The 14,021-nt window shown below is 59.4% G+C and carries 18 protein-coding genes; 3 read left to right on the top strand and 15 right to left on the bottom strand.

The genetic code is table 11. The features are described 5' to 3' along the window. Positions 1-68: 68 nt before the first annotated feature. Positions 69-380 carry an ETC complex I subunit gene (locus RPE78_RS14915; protein ID WP_330646866.1) on the top strand — a complete coding sequence of 104 codons (312 nt, stop codon included), beginning with the start codon at positions 69-71 and terminating at the stop codon, positions 378-380. A 259-nt stretch (positions 381-639) separates the two neighbouring features. On the opposite strand, the gene RPE78_RS14910 is transcribed toward RPE78_RS14915, so the two are convergent. The 10 genes from RPE78_RS14910 to RPE78_RS14865 all read right to left on the bottom strand — a co-directional run bounded on the left by RPE78_RS14910 (position 640) and on the right by RPE78_RS14865 (position 8,448). Then, positions 640-2,232, bottom strand: coding sequence for a DEAD/DEAH box helicase family protein (locus tag RPE78_RS14910; RefSeq protein WP_330646865.1), 1,593 nt, complete (start codon positions 2,230-2,232; stop codon positions 640-642). 328 nt (positions 2,233-2,560) lie between these two features. Next, complete coding sequence (locus RPE78_RS14905) at positions 2,561-2,890, bottom strand: hypothetical protein (RefSeq protein ID WP_330646864.1); 330 nt, start codon at positions 2,888-2,890, stop codon at positions 2,561-2,563. A 154-nt stretch (positions 2,891-3,044) separates the two neighbouring features. After that, positions 3,045-3,311, bottom strand: a complete 267-nt coding sequence (locus RPE78_RS14900) for a hypothetical protein (protein WP_330646863.1) — start codon at positions 3,309-3,311, stop codon at positions 3,045-3,047. After that, positions 3,308-4,021, bottom strand: coding sequence for a metallophosphoesterase family protein (locus RPE78_RS14895; protein ID WP_406721685.1), 714 nt, complete (start codon positions 4,019-4,021; stop codon positions 3,308-3,310). The genes RPE78_RS14900 and RPE78_RS14895 overlap by 4 nt, the downstream gene beginning before the upstream one ends. Positions 4,022-4,099: 78 nt before the next feature. Next, positions 4,100-4,453 (bottom strand): metallophosphoesterase, encoded by a 354-nt coding sequence (locus RPE78_RS14890; RefSeq protein WP_330646861.1) that lies wholly within the window; start codon positions 4,451-4,453, stop codon positions 4,100-4,102. A gap of 515 nt (positions 4,454-4,968) precedes the next feature. After that, complete coding sequence (locus RPE78_RS14885; RefSeq protein WP_330646860.1) at positions 4,969-5,577, bottom strand: plasmid pRiA4b ORF-3 family protein; 609 nt, start codon at positions 5,575-5,577, stop codon at positions 4,969-4,971. A gap of 864 nt (positions 5,578-6,441) precedes the next feature. Next, positions 6,442-6,939, bottom strand: a complete 498-nt coding sequence (locus tag RPE78_RS14880; protein WP_330646859.1) for a helix-turn-helix transcriptional regulator — start codon at positions 6,937-6,939, stop codon at positions 6,442-6,444. After that, positions 6,936-7,613 carry a cytochrome b/b6 domain-containing protein gene (locus RPE78_RS14875; protein ID WP_330646858.1) on the bottom strand — a complete coding sequence of 226 codons (678 nt, stop codon included), beginning with the start codon at positions 7,611-7,613 and terminating at the stop codon, positions 6,936-6,938. The genes RPE78_RS14880 and RPE78_RS14875 overlap by 4 nt, the downstream gene beginning before the upstream one ends. Then, entirely contained in the window at positions 7,613-7,873 is a 261-nt protein-coding gene (locus tag RPE78_RS14870; protein WP_330646857.1) for a PepSY domain-containing protein, read from the bottom strand. Before RPE78_RS14870 ends, RPE78_RS14875 begins: the two co-directional genes overlap by 1 nt. 218 nt (positions 7,874-8,091) lie before the next feature. After that, entirely contained in the window at positions 8,092-8,448 is a 357-nt protein-coding gene (locus RPE78_RS14865) for a hypothetical protein (protein WP_330646856.1), read from the bottom strand. Between the two features lie 201 nt (positions 8,449-8,649). Here RPE78_RS14865 and RPE78_RS14860 point away from each other — a divergent pair, with 201 nt between their 5' ends. Beyond that, complete coding sequence (locus tag RPE78_RS14860; protein ID WP_330646855.1) at positions 8,650-9,270, top strand: hypothetical protein; 621 nt, start codon at positions 8,650-8,652, stop codon at positions 9,268-9,270. Continuing rightward, positions 9,267-10,040 carry a hypothetical protein gene (locus RPE78_RS14855; RefSeq protein ID WP_330646854.1) on the top strand — a complete coding sequence of 258 codons (774 nt, stop codon included), beginning with the start codon at positions 9,267-9,269 and terminating at the stop codon, positions 10,038-10,040. The genes RPE78_RS14860 and RPE78_RS14855 overlap by 4 nt, the downstream gene beginning before the upstream one ends. Before the next feature lie 35 nt (positions 10,041-10,075). Here RPE78_RS14855 and RPE78_RS14850 read toward each other — a convergent pair whose 3' ends face one another. The 5 genes from RPE78_RS14850 to RPE78_RS14830 form a co-directional block, all read right to left on the bottom strand. Next, positions 10,076-10,549, bottom strand: a complete 474-nt coding sequence (locus RPE78_RS14850) for a DUF2127 domain-containing protein (protein ID WP_330646853.1) — start codon at positions 10,547-10,549, stop codon at positions 10,076-10,078. Between the two features lie 21 nt (positions 10,550-10,570). Beyond that, positions 10,571-11,917, bottom strand: coding sequence for a HAMP domain-containing sensor histidine kinase (locus RPE78_RS14845; protein ID WP_330646852.1), 1,347 nt, complete (start codon positions 11,915-11,917; stop codon positions 10,571-10,573). Next, positions 11,914-12,588 carry a response regulator transcription factor gene (locus RPE78_RS14840; protein ID WP_330646851.1) on the bottom strand — a complete coding sequence of 225 codons (675 nt, stop codon included), beginning with the start codon at positions 12,586-12,588 and terminating at the stop codon, positions 11,914-11,916. The genes RPE78_RS14845 and RPE78_RS14840 overlap by 4 nt, the downstream gene beginning before the upstream one ends. A gap of 79 nt (positions 12,589-12,667) precedes the next feature. After that, positions 12,668-13,456 (bottom strand): hypothetical protein, encoded by a 789-nt coding sequence (locus RPE78_RS14835; protein WP_330646850.1) that lies wholly within the window; start codon positions 13,454-13,456, stop codon positions 12,668-12,670. Positions 13,457-13,632: 176 nt separating this feature from the next. After that, the gene (locus tag RPE78_RS14830; RefSeq protein WP_330646849.1) at positions 13,633-13,848 is read right to left on the bottom strand and encodes a hypothetical protein; all 216 of its coding nucleotides are present in this window, start codon (positions 13,846-13,848) and stop codon (positions 13,633-13,635) included. Positions 13,849-14,021 lie beyond the last annotated feature (173 nt).

The raw sequence follows: 14,021 nt of genomic DNA, 5'->3' as shown, positions 1-14,021 counted from the left end.
ATGGCCGGAATCTCTTGCGATTTCGCTGTGATGGGCTAAGACAAGGCAGAGTATTTCGGAGGACGTTCATGCGCGCACGTATCTACCAACCCGCGAAAACCGCGATGCAATCCGGCGTAGCGAAAACCAAGCAATGGGTTTTGGACTTCACGCATGAAGGCGCGCGCGACCTCGATCCGCTGATGGGCTGGACCAGCTCCTCGGACACCCAGTCGCAGGTGCGCCTGCGCTTCGAGACCCGTGCCGAGGCCGAAGCCTATGCCAAGGACAAAGGTCTGGAATACACCGTCACCGAACCCCACAAACGCGCCGCCAACATCCGCAATCGCGGCTATGGCGAAAACTTCTCTTCCGACCGCCGCGGCAACTGGACACATTGAGGGTGTAAATCGGGGCAAAGTTGTCGCGAAATCGGGGCAAGGATCCCGCGAAGCCAAGTTTCGATCAAGATATAGGGCGCCCACTGGGCGCCCGTACTATTTCTGGGATAGCGGAATCTGCGAGGTGCTTCTGCGGCAGAATAGCCGCTTCAGCCTCAATTCGCCTGCCGGATCGCTGCGAAATTCTCCATCGCTGCGCCGAGGTTCTCGAGGATTTCCTCGAGCAGGATGTCAGGTTCCGGCAAACTGTCGAGATCGGTCATTCGAGCGGCTTCACATCGGTGCCGGTGGCGATCATGTCCACGGTGACGGCGATGCGCGGGTAATATTCGTTGCGGAACGCGGTGAGCGAAGATTTGGGGTTCTTTGCGCCATTGGTGATCTTGCGGCAGAATTCGTTGCCTTCGCCGAATTCCTCCCGGACGGTCTGGATGATGTCGTCGGCGTGGCTGTCGGTCTTGGCGAAGATGAGGGTCTTGGGGAGTTCCTTGCGGCCGGGGAAGATCTCGGGCCACTGATCGTGGAAGGTGCGGATGACGGTGCGGATCTGGTCGGGTGCCACGACGGAGCGGTCGAGCTGCGTGGCGGCATAAGCTTCGTCCACGTCCTGGGTTTCCCATCGCTTTGCGCGGGTCGCCCGTTCGCGTTTCTCGACCAGCTGTTGGGCTTGCACCTTGCCGCCGCCTTTGGTGACCTTGGTCTCGATGATATAGACCTCATTGCCGACATTGACCTTGTCGGCGACGGCCTTCTCATGGGTGTATTCGCTGACGACGTTCTTCTTGAAGAAGCCGAAGGTGCGGTTGTCCGGCGTTGCGGTCAGGCCGACAAGGAACGCATCCCAGTATTCGCTGACCTGACGCCACAGGTTGTAGATCGAGCGGTGGCATTCATCGATCACCACGACATCGAAGGTCTCGGGCGGGAGCTTGGGATTGTAGACGACGGGCTTGGGCGTCTTTGGCCGGAACTTCTGTTCCGCCGGATTTTCGTCCTCAAGGCTTTCATCGAGATCCTCGCCTTTCAGCGTGGCATACATCCGCTGAATGGTGGAGATGACGACCTGGGTATCACCGGCCATCGAGGGCGATGTCAGGCGCTGGACGTTGTAAAGCTCGGTGAACTTGCGATTGTCGTCGTTCGGGACATAGGCCATGAACTCCTGCTCAGCCTGTTCGCCAAGGTTCTTCGTATCGACCAGGAACAGGATGCGGCGCGCGCCGGTGTGTTTCAGCAGACGGTAGACCTGGGTGATGGCGGTGAAGGTCTTGCCAGATCCGGTTGCCATCTGGACGAGGGCGCGCGGCTTCCCGGCCTGGAGAGATGCCTCGAGGTTGGTGATCGCGGTGATCTGGCAGTCGCGGAGGCCGTCGGTGTTGAGTTCCGGGAGCTTGCTCAGCCCGGTCCGGAAGGAAAACGGCGCATTCGACCAGGATTTCAGGGTTTCCGGCCTGTGGAAGGTGAAGACCTCGCGAGACCGCGGCGACGGATCCCGGCCATCGGTGAACCTTGTGATCGTGCCGGTGCTTTCATACACGAAGGGCAACGGCTCCGCGTTGCTGACCCATTTCAACCGAGCGTTCGCGTAGCCGGAGGACTGATCCTCGACGGTTGTCAATTTCTCGCCCCATGTCTCAGGCTTTGCCTCGATGACACCGACGGCAGAACGGTCGACGAACAGGACGTAGTCTGCAGGGCCTATATCCGTCTGATACTCTCGAACGGCGACGCCGAGGCCCGCACCGAAGTCGATGGCCGACTTGTCTTGCACGACCCAGCCCGCAGCGCGGAGCAATTCGTCAATTCGGTCTCGGGCCAATTGCTCGGGGTTCTGATTAACGGCAGTCGACATGAAGCACCTTGGTGTAAATCAGCCATAGAATGAGATGTATCAGTGCTTTATGCAAGTTCGCGCGAGCTGGATATTCTTGGTTTGCTCAGGTTATCGAGAATGAATACGGAAGTTTGCAGGTCAAGGGTTCCTCCCTGTCATGTTCGGGAGCGGATATGACCTTTCAACGCGATGGATGCTACAATTACCTTCTCCTTTGATGACGGCCAGGAAGGTCGCGGCCTGAGCCAGAGATGTACAGCGGCTGGAAAGCTGTCAGGTTTCCCAAGCGGCGGCGTAAAGCTTTATAGTAGGCTGAAAGCCCTCTCGCCTACCAGCCTCACCCGCCCTAAAGCTGGATTGCCGTCCAATCCTGATCTTCAAGGAGTTCGATGCTGCGGAATTGCGGCAACCGTTCGGTCAATCTGAGCCCGGACTTCATGATTGACGAGAGGCCATAAGCGTTTCGCTGGCAGACATATACAAAGCCCGAATGGCCGCGAAAGCGATACTCATGTTCATCGGCCTCAACGTTGACAATACCGGAGTTGATCCGCCACCGGTCGGACTTCATATAGCCGCCGAACCAGCCTGCCAGCACCCGCAATTCTTCGACAGGCTCGCCGCGCTGGATGATTGTGACGCGCAGAATGATCCATGCGTCAGGATGTTCACTCATGATAGGACTCCATTTACCTTGTTAAGATCAGAAACTTCATTGCGCTAGCGTCTCGTTCGGATTTCAAACCCGCCATCATGGCTCTGCGAAGCGACCCCCATGTTTTTCGGGGGCCCAGCCGTGGAAATCAGGAAATCCGCGATGAGTGCGGCGGTCAACGCGGTGCCTCATAGGCTTTTGCGGTGTCCGCTCCAGCCTCGCCTTCCTCCAAGCGATAGCTGTGCGTCTCGTTGCTGGGATCGCTTGGGGTGCGAGGCAAGTGGTTGGGGAGCGGGGGCGCGCTTTCGACAAATCTTCTCACCCGCTCCAGATCCGGTTCAGCCGATCGCGTTGTTCCCCGATAGGCGATGATCACATGGACAAGACCGACCAGGTAGACCAGTATTCCCGAGATCGCGATGATCGCCTTAACCGACATCATCGTGACCCTGCCAGTCTTCGACCGAGCGCGAGCATGATATCGGCTGCATAATACGCGTCTCCTTCCGGCACGATGGGACTGGCGCATCCCGCCAGTTCACAGCGCAGGATGACGCATGTTTCGGCTGACAGTTTATCCAGCAGAACGGGCGTGTAGGTTTCGTGGCACCGCAGCGCGTATGCGTAATCCCGTTCAAGCGCCGGATGGATGTCGTGCTGCTCCCACGGCTCGTTCAGAGACTGCAAGGCTGGAGCTTCGCTGACGATGCAAGCCGCCGCCAGATCATCCTCGTCTTGGCCATGATCCTCGTCGGGGTATCCGATCGAAATATTCTGAATGCGTGTACCCGCAACCGTGGAGGACAGCCGTCGATGCGAATGTCCGAAGAACCATGTGTCGATATCTGCCTGTTTTATCACATCGGTCAGATCCGAATGGAAAGCTGGCGTCAGGAGATCCAGCGGGCCTGCGGCGGATGGGTGCGGGCCATGATGGGTGACAACGAAGGTACGGCCTTGGCCTGCAAAATGTGGGGTCGCCAAACGCTCCTCCAGCCAGGCGCGATGCTCGCCATGCAGCCTGATGGTATCCTCGGGCGTGATCGGGACAAGATGAAGCGGCTGTACCACATCTGGATCGTACTTCTCATAATCAGGGGCTTTGGTGGAAATCATATCAAAGTCGCGCATGAACCGGCGCGCGGATTGCATGGCTGCTTTTCTGACGCCCATGAGGTCGAAGTCGATCCAGAGAGTGGCGCAGAAGTAGCGGTCGCGGCGATGGCGGAGTTAGGTCTGCTGAGCAAACCAACTCCCGTTGCCACGGACCATGTCGCGCAGGCGTCTGTCATCGTCGAGCCTGCCCCTGTAAAAGTCGTGGTTCCCCGGGACGATGTAGATGCGATCCGCGGGCACGTAACGGGCCAGATAGGCAAGCGCGTCCTGCAGGGACGGACCGAGAGTATCTGACAGATCTCCGGCAATGATCAGGGCATCGAGGTCATGCTGAAACAGGCGATCCTCCAGCCCGTGGAATTTGAGAGGATTGCCTCCAAGCCAAAAGTAGGACTTGAGATGAAGGTCGGCCAGTACCGCAACGGGCCCGCCGTTATCCGGGATTTCAAGAACAGAGGGGTCTGGCAACTTCGCCTCCTTGACGACCTACGCGCGGGCAGCGAAAGTGCTGGCGCGGTTATGTCCGACGGGTCAATTAAGCGATTGATCCACGCGGAATTTCTATAGGTCTGTGCCAGGCTTTTCGACGGTGCAACCCCCTCGCGAAGCGCCCCATTTTTTCGCAAAGACCGCAGTGCGGCCGATCTCCAGAACCCGCTGGCGGCAACCGGCTTGAAAAAATATTTTTCGCAAACTCTCCTGAGGCGGCTTCTCGAAGTTTTTCGCAAATTTTTGGCCGTCAGCACGGAGGATCGGCACATTTCAGCGCTTTTCGACGGGAGTACGGGGCCATTCTTCGAATCAACCGAGGTGCTGGGCAGCCGTATCTAGAAAGGTCATGCGCATAACATCTGCAGCAACTACCACCACGGAGTGCCTCGCGCGCCGCTTATAGACAAATATTAATTTTTGTCTATAATGCTCGGTGCGTTCGGCCTTAGTTCACTTTCAAGCAATGTGATGACCTGAACGCAGCGGGCTAACTATCGCGCTTGGCGGCTCCGCTCGAACGCCAACATCGCCACTTTCCTCTTGGCCGCAATATCGCGAACGGTCGCGGCAACCACTGGCTCGCCGAAATCAACCGCATTGAAGGGTCCCCCGTACCAGCGGCTCATGTCTTTGTGCGCTGGGTGCCGGTTATCAGCCATGGCTTCCACGAAATCCAGGAAACCGGGCGGGCCACCGACGTCTTCTGGGGGCGCAGTGCGCTCGCCATCCAGATATAGAGGGTAATCGACGCCTGGCATCGCGACCCCGATATGCTCGATGGAAATGCGATGCTGCCAGTTGTCACCGAAATCATAGGTGTATTCAAACTCTGTAAAACCGCGCCCGACGAGGGTTTCCAAGCGCATGCTCTTGGCCTGATAAATTTTTTGGCCCCCTGCCGCGTCCTCGGGATCGGGCTCCCCGTAGACGCGCTCTCCAATGGTGAATTGATAGAGATGAGCGTTTTCCCAAGGCATAATGGCTTGGATGAGTTCGTGGAGGGCGCGTAAGTTTGTGGTCAGGTTGACTTCCACCTGACGCCATATTGTCGGCTTGATATGCAAAAGCTCCACGCGCAGCCGAGCGATTTGGTGTTTCATCTGAACTCCTTGCGGCAGGAAGGACGGCCAAGCTACTATCAATTGCGCGCTATGACACCATCGCCCAACTCCACATCATCGAGCAAGGTGGCTATTGAAGATGAAGGTTTAAAACCTTTGAAATTTGTGTCCCTGCGAGATACAAAAAAGCCGTTAGTCAAACCGCTGACAAGCTCGGCTTGACTATCTTGCTCGCGATACGGTCGGGGCGCGTAACCCCATCTTCGTCATAGCCGGCGGCTTCAAGACCCTGAGCAACAAATCTTTCGGGGCAAACGGGAATTTCCAATAGTAAATGCGACATGTCCTCGGTCCTTACTCTACGAGAAGCCCGCCGGTTGCATATGATGAAGATTCTTGTGTGCTTGCCGGTAGGGGGATCTCTACGGCATGGCCGACCAGGCATTAGGCATGAAACAGCTGCAGACGCGCCGCAGTGTGTCCCGCCGAACCATTACAGCGGGCCACATAACGCAACCGGCCCTCTCCGGACATTCGTCAAGCTGTCTCTGCTGCAGCGCAGCTTCCCCAAACCGGCCATCCGTGGCATCGTGCAGCAAGGCTTGGCACGCTAAGGTCAGCAATGCGGACTTTCCTGCCGTTCGCTGCGACGGTACGATCTGCGTTACGATTGTGCGAGTCTTTGCTGCGAGGATAGACTCCGGACTTCGCTGTAGCGAGCACCGTTCGATCAAAGGGAAACAGAAGCCGACATTCGGAACTGGACCAGATCGAGATGTGTTCTACGCTGATGCAAGTTTGAGCGGCCTCCTTCTCACAATACGCCGGCCAGGCAGCCTCTTACAGCTCCATAGAGCACCACTAATCTTGGCGTGGTTCTGATCCGACTTACGGAGCGGGCCCCTAAGCGTCAGGCACAGGCTCCGTGAGAAGATCCTCGACAAAGAAGGCCGCGAGTTGTGCGCGGTTGGAGACGCCAGCTTTGGCGTAAATGCGGGTCAGTTGGGCGCGCACCGTTCCATTGGCCGCCCCTCTCAGGCCGGCAATTTCTGCAGCATCCAGACCCTTGAGCGCAAAAAGCGCGACCTCCCGTTCGGCAGGTGTCAGCGCCCAGTCCTCAAACTGCCGCTCGACCACCCGCGAGAAATGGCCGCGGGCGATGTCCAGCGCGCGGTTCTTTTCAGCCAGATCGCCCATTAGCGCCCGTAGTTGGATGATCCCCATGTACAGTCCAACGACCAGCATTACGGCCACGAAAAGCTCCATCGCCGTCTCGACGAAGGCTGATCCGGAGACCGCATCGGCCAAGGCATCGGACGCGAAGAACAGCACGGCCACCCCCTGCAACAGGATAACGATCGCCAGCACAGCCTGCCGGTTCTTGGGCGAAAGATCTTTCATTCCTTGCGTGATCCAAACAGCATCGGTTTTATCAGGTTCCGTCTCATCACACGCCCCTCCACGATCACGCCCGCCACATGCACGAGCGAAAGGATCAGGATCAGATTGGCGGCGAGCCCATGCACCTGACCGGACCAGTGTTTGAGCCCCGCCATCCATGCAGTTTCCGCGCCCGAGGAGGCTTTGGCAAGGGCAGACCAGTCGCCCGCCGCAACGGTGGCATTCTGGGCGGCTACCTGCATTGGCGTCTGACCGCCCGTCATGATAAGGCCGGTCACGATCACCAGCGTTAAAAGCCCCCAAAGTGTATAGACCATGATCGCACCTGCCGGATTATGCGAGGGATGGGCGCGGGGTGTCTGGCCACGCAAGACCTGCCAGAGATGGCCGGTGGCGGCCTTCGGGTCGGGCGGAAAGCTGGTAAACCGCGCTTCGGGGGGGCCCATGAGCCCCCAGACCAGCCGGACCGCCAGAACTGCCAAAACGATCCAGCCGATCCAGACATGCAGTGTCTTGCCCGGCTCGCTGATCAGCCCGTTGACGATCACCGCCACGGCCACGGTCCAGTGCGTCAGCCGCATCAACGGGTCCCAGAGCGAGGGCGACGCGATGTCGCCCCCCGTCTGGTGCAAGTTTTTCTGGTTCTGGGGTGCCAAGGGACGATGCCGCGGCATCAGTCGTTTTCCTTGATCTTGACGACATCGCCCGAGGTCGGGTCGATATAAACTTCCCAATGGGCTTTGTTGGCATCGTCGCATTTGGCCTCGATCATCCCGTCTTCAGCACCGAATTTGGTGACGGTGCAGCCTGCATCACCCAACGCGGCGGTTGCGGTTTCCGGCGTATTACCAACATGATCGCCGATGGCGGGCATAGCGGAAGCAAACATGGGCGCTGCGATAAGGGCGGTGGCAAGCAGGATCGTTTTGGTCATCAGGGTAGTCCTCCAAAAACTCCGGTCAGTCCGGATGGCTTGGAGATGCCCCAGGGCGGAGAGCCGGTCGATTGCACAGACGCTGATTGAGCGGCCCGTAAGCAAATGCTTATGGGCATAAGCACCCGCCCTAGAAGAAAAACCCGGACATCGTATGATGTCCGGGCTGCGCAATCGGCAGAGGGTCTGGATCAGCCGTCCTGCTCTTCACCATCTTCCTACTCGCCATCGGCGCTTTCATGGTCATCGGCCTCTGCGGCCATTTTCTTCACCTGACCGTCGGCGGCATTCACAAACCAGTTCTCGACCTGACCGGAAGTGCCGGCGATCTCGACCTCATAGCCCCAGCCGCCTGTTGCATCATCCTGCTCCCACGCGGCGGACATCACATTGCCAGAGGTCTGAGACGACACCGTGCCGATGGCCTGCGTGATCGACATGGCGCTTCGATCAAGAGCCTGGATCTCGGCGGTATCGGGCGCATCGGCGGCTTGCGGCCCTGCGGCCCAGACAGCACCGGCAAATCCGCCCACGAAGGTCAGCGGCACGAGGGTCATGGTCAGAATACGTTTCATCTTGGGTCCTTTCGGTTCGGGTCAGGCGGTCTTGCCTGCCATGACCTCAATCTGGGGAGGGGGTTTGACCTTAGCCTGACCGCGATCTTACCATTCTGTAATCGGGGAATTTCACGCCTTACAAATTCGTAAGAAGCCGGACAGGCGGGGGCCAAACCCGCCCCCTACACAGAGCCTATCGAGAAAACGGAAAGCTCTGACATGAAACAGCTCCTTCTTGCCACCGCCCTGATTGCCGCGCCTGTCGCCGTGTTCTCGGGCGTCGAGCATTATCTGACAGCACCCGCAGCCCAGACCGCAGGCCTTGGCGATCTGACGCCCTATGCGACCATCGTGGCCGACACCCAGACCATCGCCGCCAGTGGCGATCTGGCCAAGGCCGAGACCCGCATCACAGATTTGGAAACCGCATGGGACAAGGCCGAGCCGACCTTACGCCCGCAGGCCCCTGCCGAATGGGCGGCGGTTGACGATGCGGCTGATGCGGCCTTCACCGCGCTGCGTGCCAAAACCCCCGACCGTGTTACGGTCAGCATGGCGCTGGCCTCCCTGCAGGATACTCTGGCTAATCCGCAGCCGGTGGCGGCGACAGGCACCCAGACGCAAGGCGGGATCGCGGTGACCGATGCCACCGGACACCCGATTGCCTGCGAGGTCATGTTGCAAGAGCTCTCGACCGCATTGACGGGCTCCGCCCTTGCTCCCGATGCCAGCGCCCAGATCCGCGATCTGCAAGCCCGCGCCATAGAGCGCTGCAATGCCGATGACGACCGCCGCGCCGATGCCTTTTCCGCCCAAGCCCTTGCAATGGTGAACCCATGACCACGATGCTCTTCACACCCGCGCATCAAGCGCCCGTCAATCCCGCCAATAAGGTGCCCGAGATCACCCCCGCCTTCTGGCTGATCAAGCTGATGGCGGTCACCATGGGCGAGACGGCGGCCGATTATCTCAATGTCAATCTGGGGCTCGGACTTACGCCGACCTCGATTTTGATGAGTGCAATCCTGATCGGCACCCTGGCGATCCAGTTCACCAGATCGACCTATATTCCTTGGGCCTATTGGCTAAATGTCGTGCTGATCTCGGTGGTGGGCACGCTTCTGACCGATAATCTGGTCGATAATATGGGCGTCAGCCTGATCACCTGCACAATCGCCTTCTCTGGGCTTCTGGGCCTGACCTTCTGGGCATGGTTCCGGCGAGAGGGAACGCTGTCGATCCATGCGGTCGATACCAAGCCGCGCGAAGCCTTCTACTGGCTGGCGATCCTGTTCACCTTCGCGCTTGGCACAGCGGCGGGCGATCTGGTGGCCGAACAATTCGCGCTTGGCTATCTCGCCAGCGGGGTGCTGTTCGGGTCGGTCATCCTCAGCCTGTTTGCCGGTTGGCTGATGCTTGGGCTGGATGCGATTTTGGCCTTCTGGCTCGTTTATATCCTGACCCGCCCGCTGGGCGCGAGCTTTGGCGATCTTCTGTCGCAGCCGGTCGATTATGGCGGGATGGGCTTCGGGACGATCCTGACCAGCCTGATGTTCCTGTCGGTGATCGTGCTGACAGTAGTCATTATGACCCTGCGACGTGAACACTAATGGGTAGGGAGGCCACTGGCCTTCCTTTTCCGCCTTCAGCCCCGCATTTGCCGCGCCCGTGTCCGCCATTCATGCCAGACAAGCCCGCAGACCAGAAGATCGAACACTGTCAGCACAAGAAGCGCTGTCGAATGTGTGTAGCTATAGCGGTAAAGCTGATAGGCCATGAAGCCGCCAAGCGCGATGAGCGATAGCGGAAAGGCGATCCATTTTTCCTTCAGAAGGCCGATGACCAACGCCAGTTTAATTGCGCCGTGGCTGGCAAGATAGAAGGCGTAGAAAGCTTCGGTCGAGCCGGTAAACCCCTGTGCGGCATGCATGATATGGCTCGCCACAAAATCCCGCGGGTCCTCGCGCAGCTCGTCCTGCGTCAGGAAGTTCATCCAGCGCAGGATCGTGTCGGATTTCACGACGTAGAAGAATAGCCCTGCCAAAATCTCGATCAGCGCATGAATGCCCTTGAGCGCAACGCTGATCTCGAAGGCCTGATGCAACCGTTTCTCTTGCAAGCCCTGTCTCCTCTTTCGGCTTTACTGCACTAAGGCGATACGCGCCTGCAAGCCCGGATGCAGGTTTGCCAGCTCCAGTCGCGCACCATGCAAGCTGGCAATCGCCTCGACAAGGCTGAGCCCCAACCCCGAGCCTTGCGTATTGCGCGCACGGTCAAGCCGCACGAAACGTTCGCGCACGCGGGCCAGATCGGGTTCGGGGATGCCGGGGCCGGTATCGGACACGGTGATCTCCCCCTGCGTGGCGGCCAGTGTAATCACAGCGCCCGTCGGGCAATGGCGGGTGGCATTGTCGATCAGGTTGACGATGGCCTGCGTCAGGAGTTCGCGATCCGCCTGTATCACCAGCCCCTCGGGCATTTCCAGCGCCAACCGATGGCCCAGATCTTCGGCGATTGGTTCCATCATCTCGTGGATCTGGGCGCAAAGGGCTGACAGATCCACCGGTTGCAGGGCAATCTCGACCATCCCCGCCTGCATTCGCGCAAGCCGCAGGATTGCATCGAAAGTCTCGGACACCTGATCGAGGTCGCTCAGTGCTCGCCCGATCTCCTGCCGCACAGGCATCGGCGCCTGATCATCCAGCGCCACAGGCTCCAGTCGCAGCCTGAGCCGCGCAAGGGGCGCGCGCAGGTCATGGGCGATATCGGTCGAGACCTGCCGGATCACCGAAATCCCATCCTCAAGCTGATCCAAGGTCCGGTCCACGCTTTGCGCCAGCCGCGCGATATCATCGCGGCCGGTATCGGCGATGCGCAGACCGTGTTCGCCATGGCCCACCTCGGTCAGCGTGTCTTCCATCCGCTGCACGCGGCGTTCGCTGCGCCGCGCGATCACCACCGCCACGCCGGTCGAAAGCAGCAGCGCGATCCCGAGACCCCAGCCGAAACTGCCCAGCATCATCTCGGCCTGCGCCCGCAGCCATTCATCATCGCGCCCTGTGACGATCAGCCCTTCGGGAATGCGGATCGCATAGGCCACATAGCCCTCGGGCGTGTCGGCCAGCGCCGCGCGCAGCTGCATATCGATCCCGACCTTCAGATGCCGCGCGCCGGTAAATGCAGGCAGCACAGAGGCATTGCCCAGAATCGCCCCGCCATCCTTCGGGATAAAGGCAATCAGGTTCGAGGCGTTGCGCATGACCGCCATCTGGGCATCGATCTGCTCGGTCAGATCATCCATGTCGCCATTTTGCGCCACAAAGGCCAAGGCCTCGGTCGTGGCCTCAACATCGGCCTCAAGTCTATGCGCGGTCTCGCCCGATTGGAGGTAATAAGAGACCCCGCCCGCCGAGACCGCTGCCAGCGCGAAAACGCCCGAGATCATCGCCGCAAAGCGCATGGACCAGCTTAAGGGGCGCAGCCTCATGGGGCCTCGAACACATAGCCGATGCCGTGGATCGTGGTCAGGCAGGGCTTGGCAAACGGCTTGTCGATCTTGCCGCGCAGGCGCGAGATATGGGTTTCAACCACGCTGCTTTTGGGGTCGAAATGGATGTCCCAGACTGCTTCCAGAAGAATGGTCTTGGTCTGCACCCGACCGGGGCGCTCCATGAAATGCCGCAGCAGCATGAATTCGCGCGGCTGCAGGTCGATCTTTTCGCCCGCCCGCCAGACCTCGCGCGCCAGAAGATCAAGCCGGATCTCGCCGGCGATCAGTTCTGTCACCTCGGGCTTCAGGTTTGGACGGCGGGCGATCGTATCCATCCGCGCCAGAAGTTCGACAAAGGCGAAGGGCTTGACCATATAATCATCGGCCCCTGCCTTCAGTCCCGCCACACGGTCCTCGACGCTGCCCATCGCGGTCAGAAGGATCACGGGCGTGGCGATCTGCGCCGCCCGCAGCGCCTTAAGGAGCGCCAGACCATCGAGCCCCGGCATCATCCGGTCGAAGATGAACAGGTCATACTCCTGCGCGGTGGCCTGGATCAGCGCCTCGCGGCCATTGGCGATCAGATCGGCGCTATGACCTTCGGCCAGAAGCCCTTTTTGCAGATAGGCTCCGGTTTCGGCATCATCTTCGGCGATCAGGATCTTCATCGGTCTTCCTTTGGGGATGTAGTCACGGCATAGCATAAAACGCGAAATCCGGGCCAGTTTTCTGGCCCGGATCGGGGAATTAAAGCGCGGGGATCGCTTTTGTCTTCATCCGGCGGGTCTCAATGAATACCAGCCCCGCCATCAGCACCAGACAGACCGCCGAGGCATTATAGGTGCCCAGATCCAGCCCGCCCTTTTCCAGCGGTTTCGTCAGGAAATCGCCAAAGGTCGCACCGAAGGGGCGGGTGAAGATGAAGGCCAGCCAGAAAAGCGCGATTTCATTCATGACACGGCCCCGATGGGCCAGATAGACAAGCCCGATGACGCCGGTGCAGATTGCGGCCGAGACCATATAGCCAAGGCCCAGATTATCCACGAGGAAATCACCAAAGGCGGTGCCGAGGCTGTTCGAGAACAGAACGGCCACCCAGAAGGCCAGTTCGGTATCGCGGCGCGTGACCGGATCGACCGACAGCGTGCCATCGCGGCGGTGCCAGACCCAGAGTGTGGCCAGAAGGCCCAAAGTCAGCACGACCGAGCCGGACATATAGCCAAGCCCCAGCGAGCGGTCCATGAAATCCGAGATTTCGGTGCCTGCGGTGGTGGTGCCGACGATGGCGGCCCAGAACAGCGCGGGGTGGAAGCTTTGCGCACGGATCTGCACCGCCAGCAGCACGACCAGCGCCGCACCGGTGATCCCGAGACCCGCCAGATAACCAAGGCCCAAGGTCTGGGCGATCAGATCGCCCGTGGTTTCGCCCAGAGTGGTGGCGAGGATCTTCAGCACCCAGAAGACCAGCGTGACTTCCGCGATCTTGTTGACAGTATATTCCGGCGAGGACACCGGAGAGAGGCTTGGCTGCGTCATCAGATAACTCCGAAGGGAGGGACAGGGGGAACGCAAAGCCCATCTTGGCCGCGTCGGGCCTTTCATAGGGGGCGGATTGGCGGAAGTTCTGACGCCGATCTTACATTTCTGTAAGAAGGACCCGCGTGGAAAAAGCCGGAGCGGAGGCTCCGGCTGGTATCAGAGAACGGGGCGCCTCAGTTCGGAACATGGTCCCAGATCACCGGCGCGCCTTGCGCTTGCATGCGGCGCTCCATCCGCTTGACGATTACCGGCGCGGCCACCCGCGCGGCCAAGAGGGTCACGGCGCCAATCACGTCTACGAACAGCAGTGCCATCAGGCCAAAACCCAAGCCCGCAACAGCCACGGCCCCCATGAGGATGGCCGCAAATGCCATTTTGATCCGTTCCATATCAGGGTCTCCTTTGTCCCGTAATCGGTTCATAAGGTTAATATGGGGATCTGGTCGGGGTTTTACCTGTCTGTCGCCTTACAAATTTGTAAAGCCGCTAAGCCATCGATTGTCTTCACAATTCGGGCCGAAACAGGAATAATCCTCACGAAACCTTGAGCGGCCCACGCCGT

This window comes from Thioclava litoralis, from assembly GCF_045278885.1.
GTDB lineage: Bacteria > Pseudomonadota > Alphaproteobacteria > Rhodobacterales > Rhodobacteraceae > Thioclava > Thioclava litoralis.
The sequence above is the reverse complement of the archived record's forward strand: the minus strand, read 5'-3'. Positions and strand labels throughout refer to the sequence as shown.

Excerpts from the sequence above, each read along its gene's own strand:
- RPE78_RS14915 (WP_330646866.1), top strand. The coding sequence starts at position 69 with ATGCGCGCACGTATCTACCAACCCGCGAAAACCGCGATGCAATCCGGC.
- RPE78_RS14910 (WP_330646865.1), bottom strand. The coding sequence starts at position 2,232 with ATGTCGACTGCCGTTAATCAGAACCCCGAGCAATTGGCCCGAGACCGA.
- RPE78_RS14905 (WP_330646864.1), bottom strand. The coding sequence starts at position 2,890 with ATGAGTGAACATCCTGACGCATGGATCATTCTGCGCGTCACAATCATC.
- RPE78_RS14900 (WP_330646863.1), bottom strand. The coding sequence starts at position 3,311 with ATGATGTCGGTTAAGGCGATCATCGCGATCTCGGGAATACTGGTCTAC.
- RPE78_RS14895 (WP_406721685.1), bottom strand. The coding sequence starts at position 4,021 with ATGCAATCCGCGCGCCGGTTCATGCGCGACTTTGATATGATTTCCACC.
- RPE78_RS14885 (WP_330646860.1), bottom strand. The coding sequence starts at position 5,577 with ATGAAACACCAAATCGCTCGGCTGCGCGTGGAGCTTTTGCATATCAAG.
- RPE78_RS14880 (WP_330646859.1), bottom strand. The coding sequence starts at position 6,939 with ATGAAAGATCTTTCGCCCAAGAACCGGCAGGCTGTGCTGGCGATCGTT.
- RPE78_RS14875 (WP_330646858.1), bottom strand. The coding sequence starts at position 7,613 with ATGCCGCGGCATCGTCCCTTGGCACCCCAGAACCAGAAAAACTTGCAC.
- RPE78_RS14870 (WP_330646857.1), bottom strand. The coding sequence starts at position 7,873 with ATGACCAAAACGATCCTGCTTGCCACCGCCCTTATCGCAGCGCCCATG.
- RPE78_RS14865 (WP_330646856.1), bottom strand. The coding sequence starts at position 8,448 with ATGAAACGTATTCTGACCATGACCCTCGTGCCGCTGACCTTCGTGGGC.
- RPE78_RS14860 (WP_330646855.1), top strand. The coding sequence starts at position 8,650 with ATGAAACAGCTCCTTCTTGCCACCGCCCTGATTGCCGCGCCTGTCGCC.
- RPE78_RS14855 (WP_330646854.1), top strand. The coding sequence starts at position 9,267 with ATGACCACGATGCTCTTCACACCCGCGCATCAAGCGCCCGTCAATCCC.
- RPE78_RS14845 (WP_330646852.1), bottom strand. The coding sequence starts at position 11,917 with ATGAGGCTGCGCCCCTTAAGCTGGTCCATGCGCTTTGCGGCGATGATC.
- RPE78_RS14840 (WP_330646851.1), bottom strand. The coding sequence starts at position 12,588 with ATGAAGATCCTGATCGCCGAAGATGATGCCGAAACCGGAGCCTATCTG.
- RPE78_RS14835 (WP_330646850.1), bottom strand. The coding sequence starts at position 13,456 with ATGACGCAGCCAAGCCTCTCTCCGGTGTCCTCGCCGGAATATACTGTC.
- RPE78_RS14830 (WP_330646849.1), bottom strand. The coding sequence starts at position 13,848 with ATGGAACGGATCAAAATGGCATTTGCGGCCATCCTCATGGGGGCCGTG.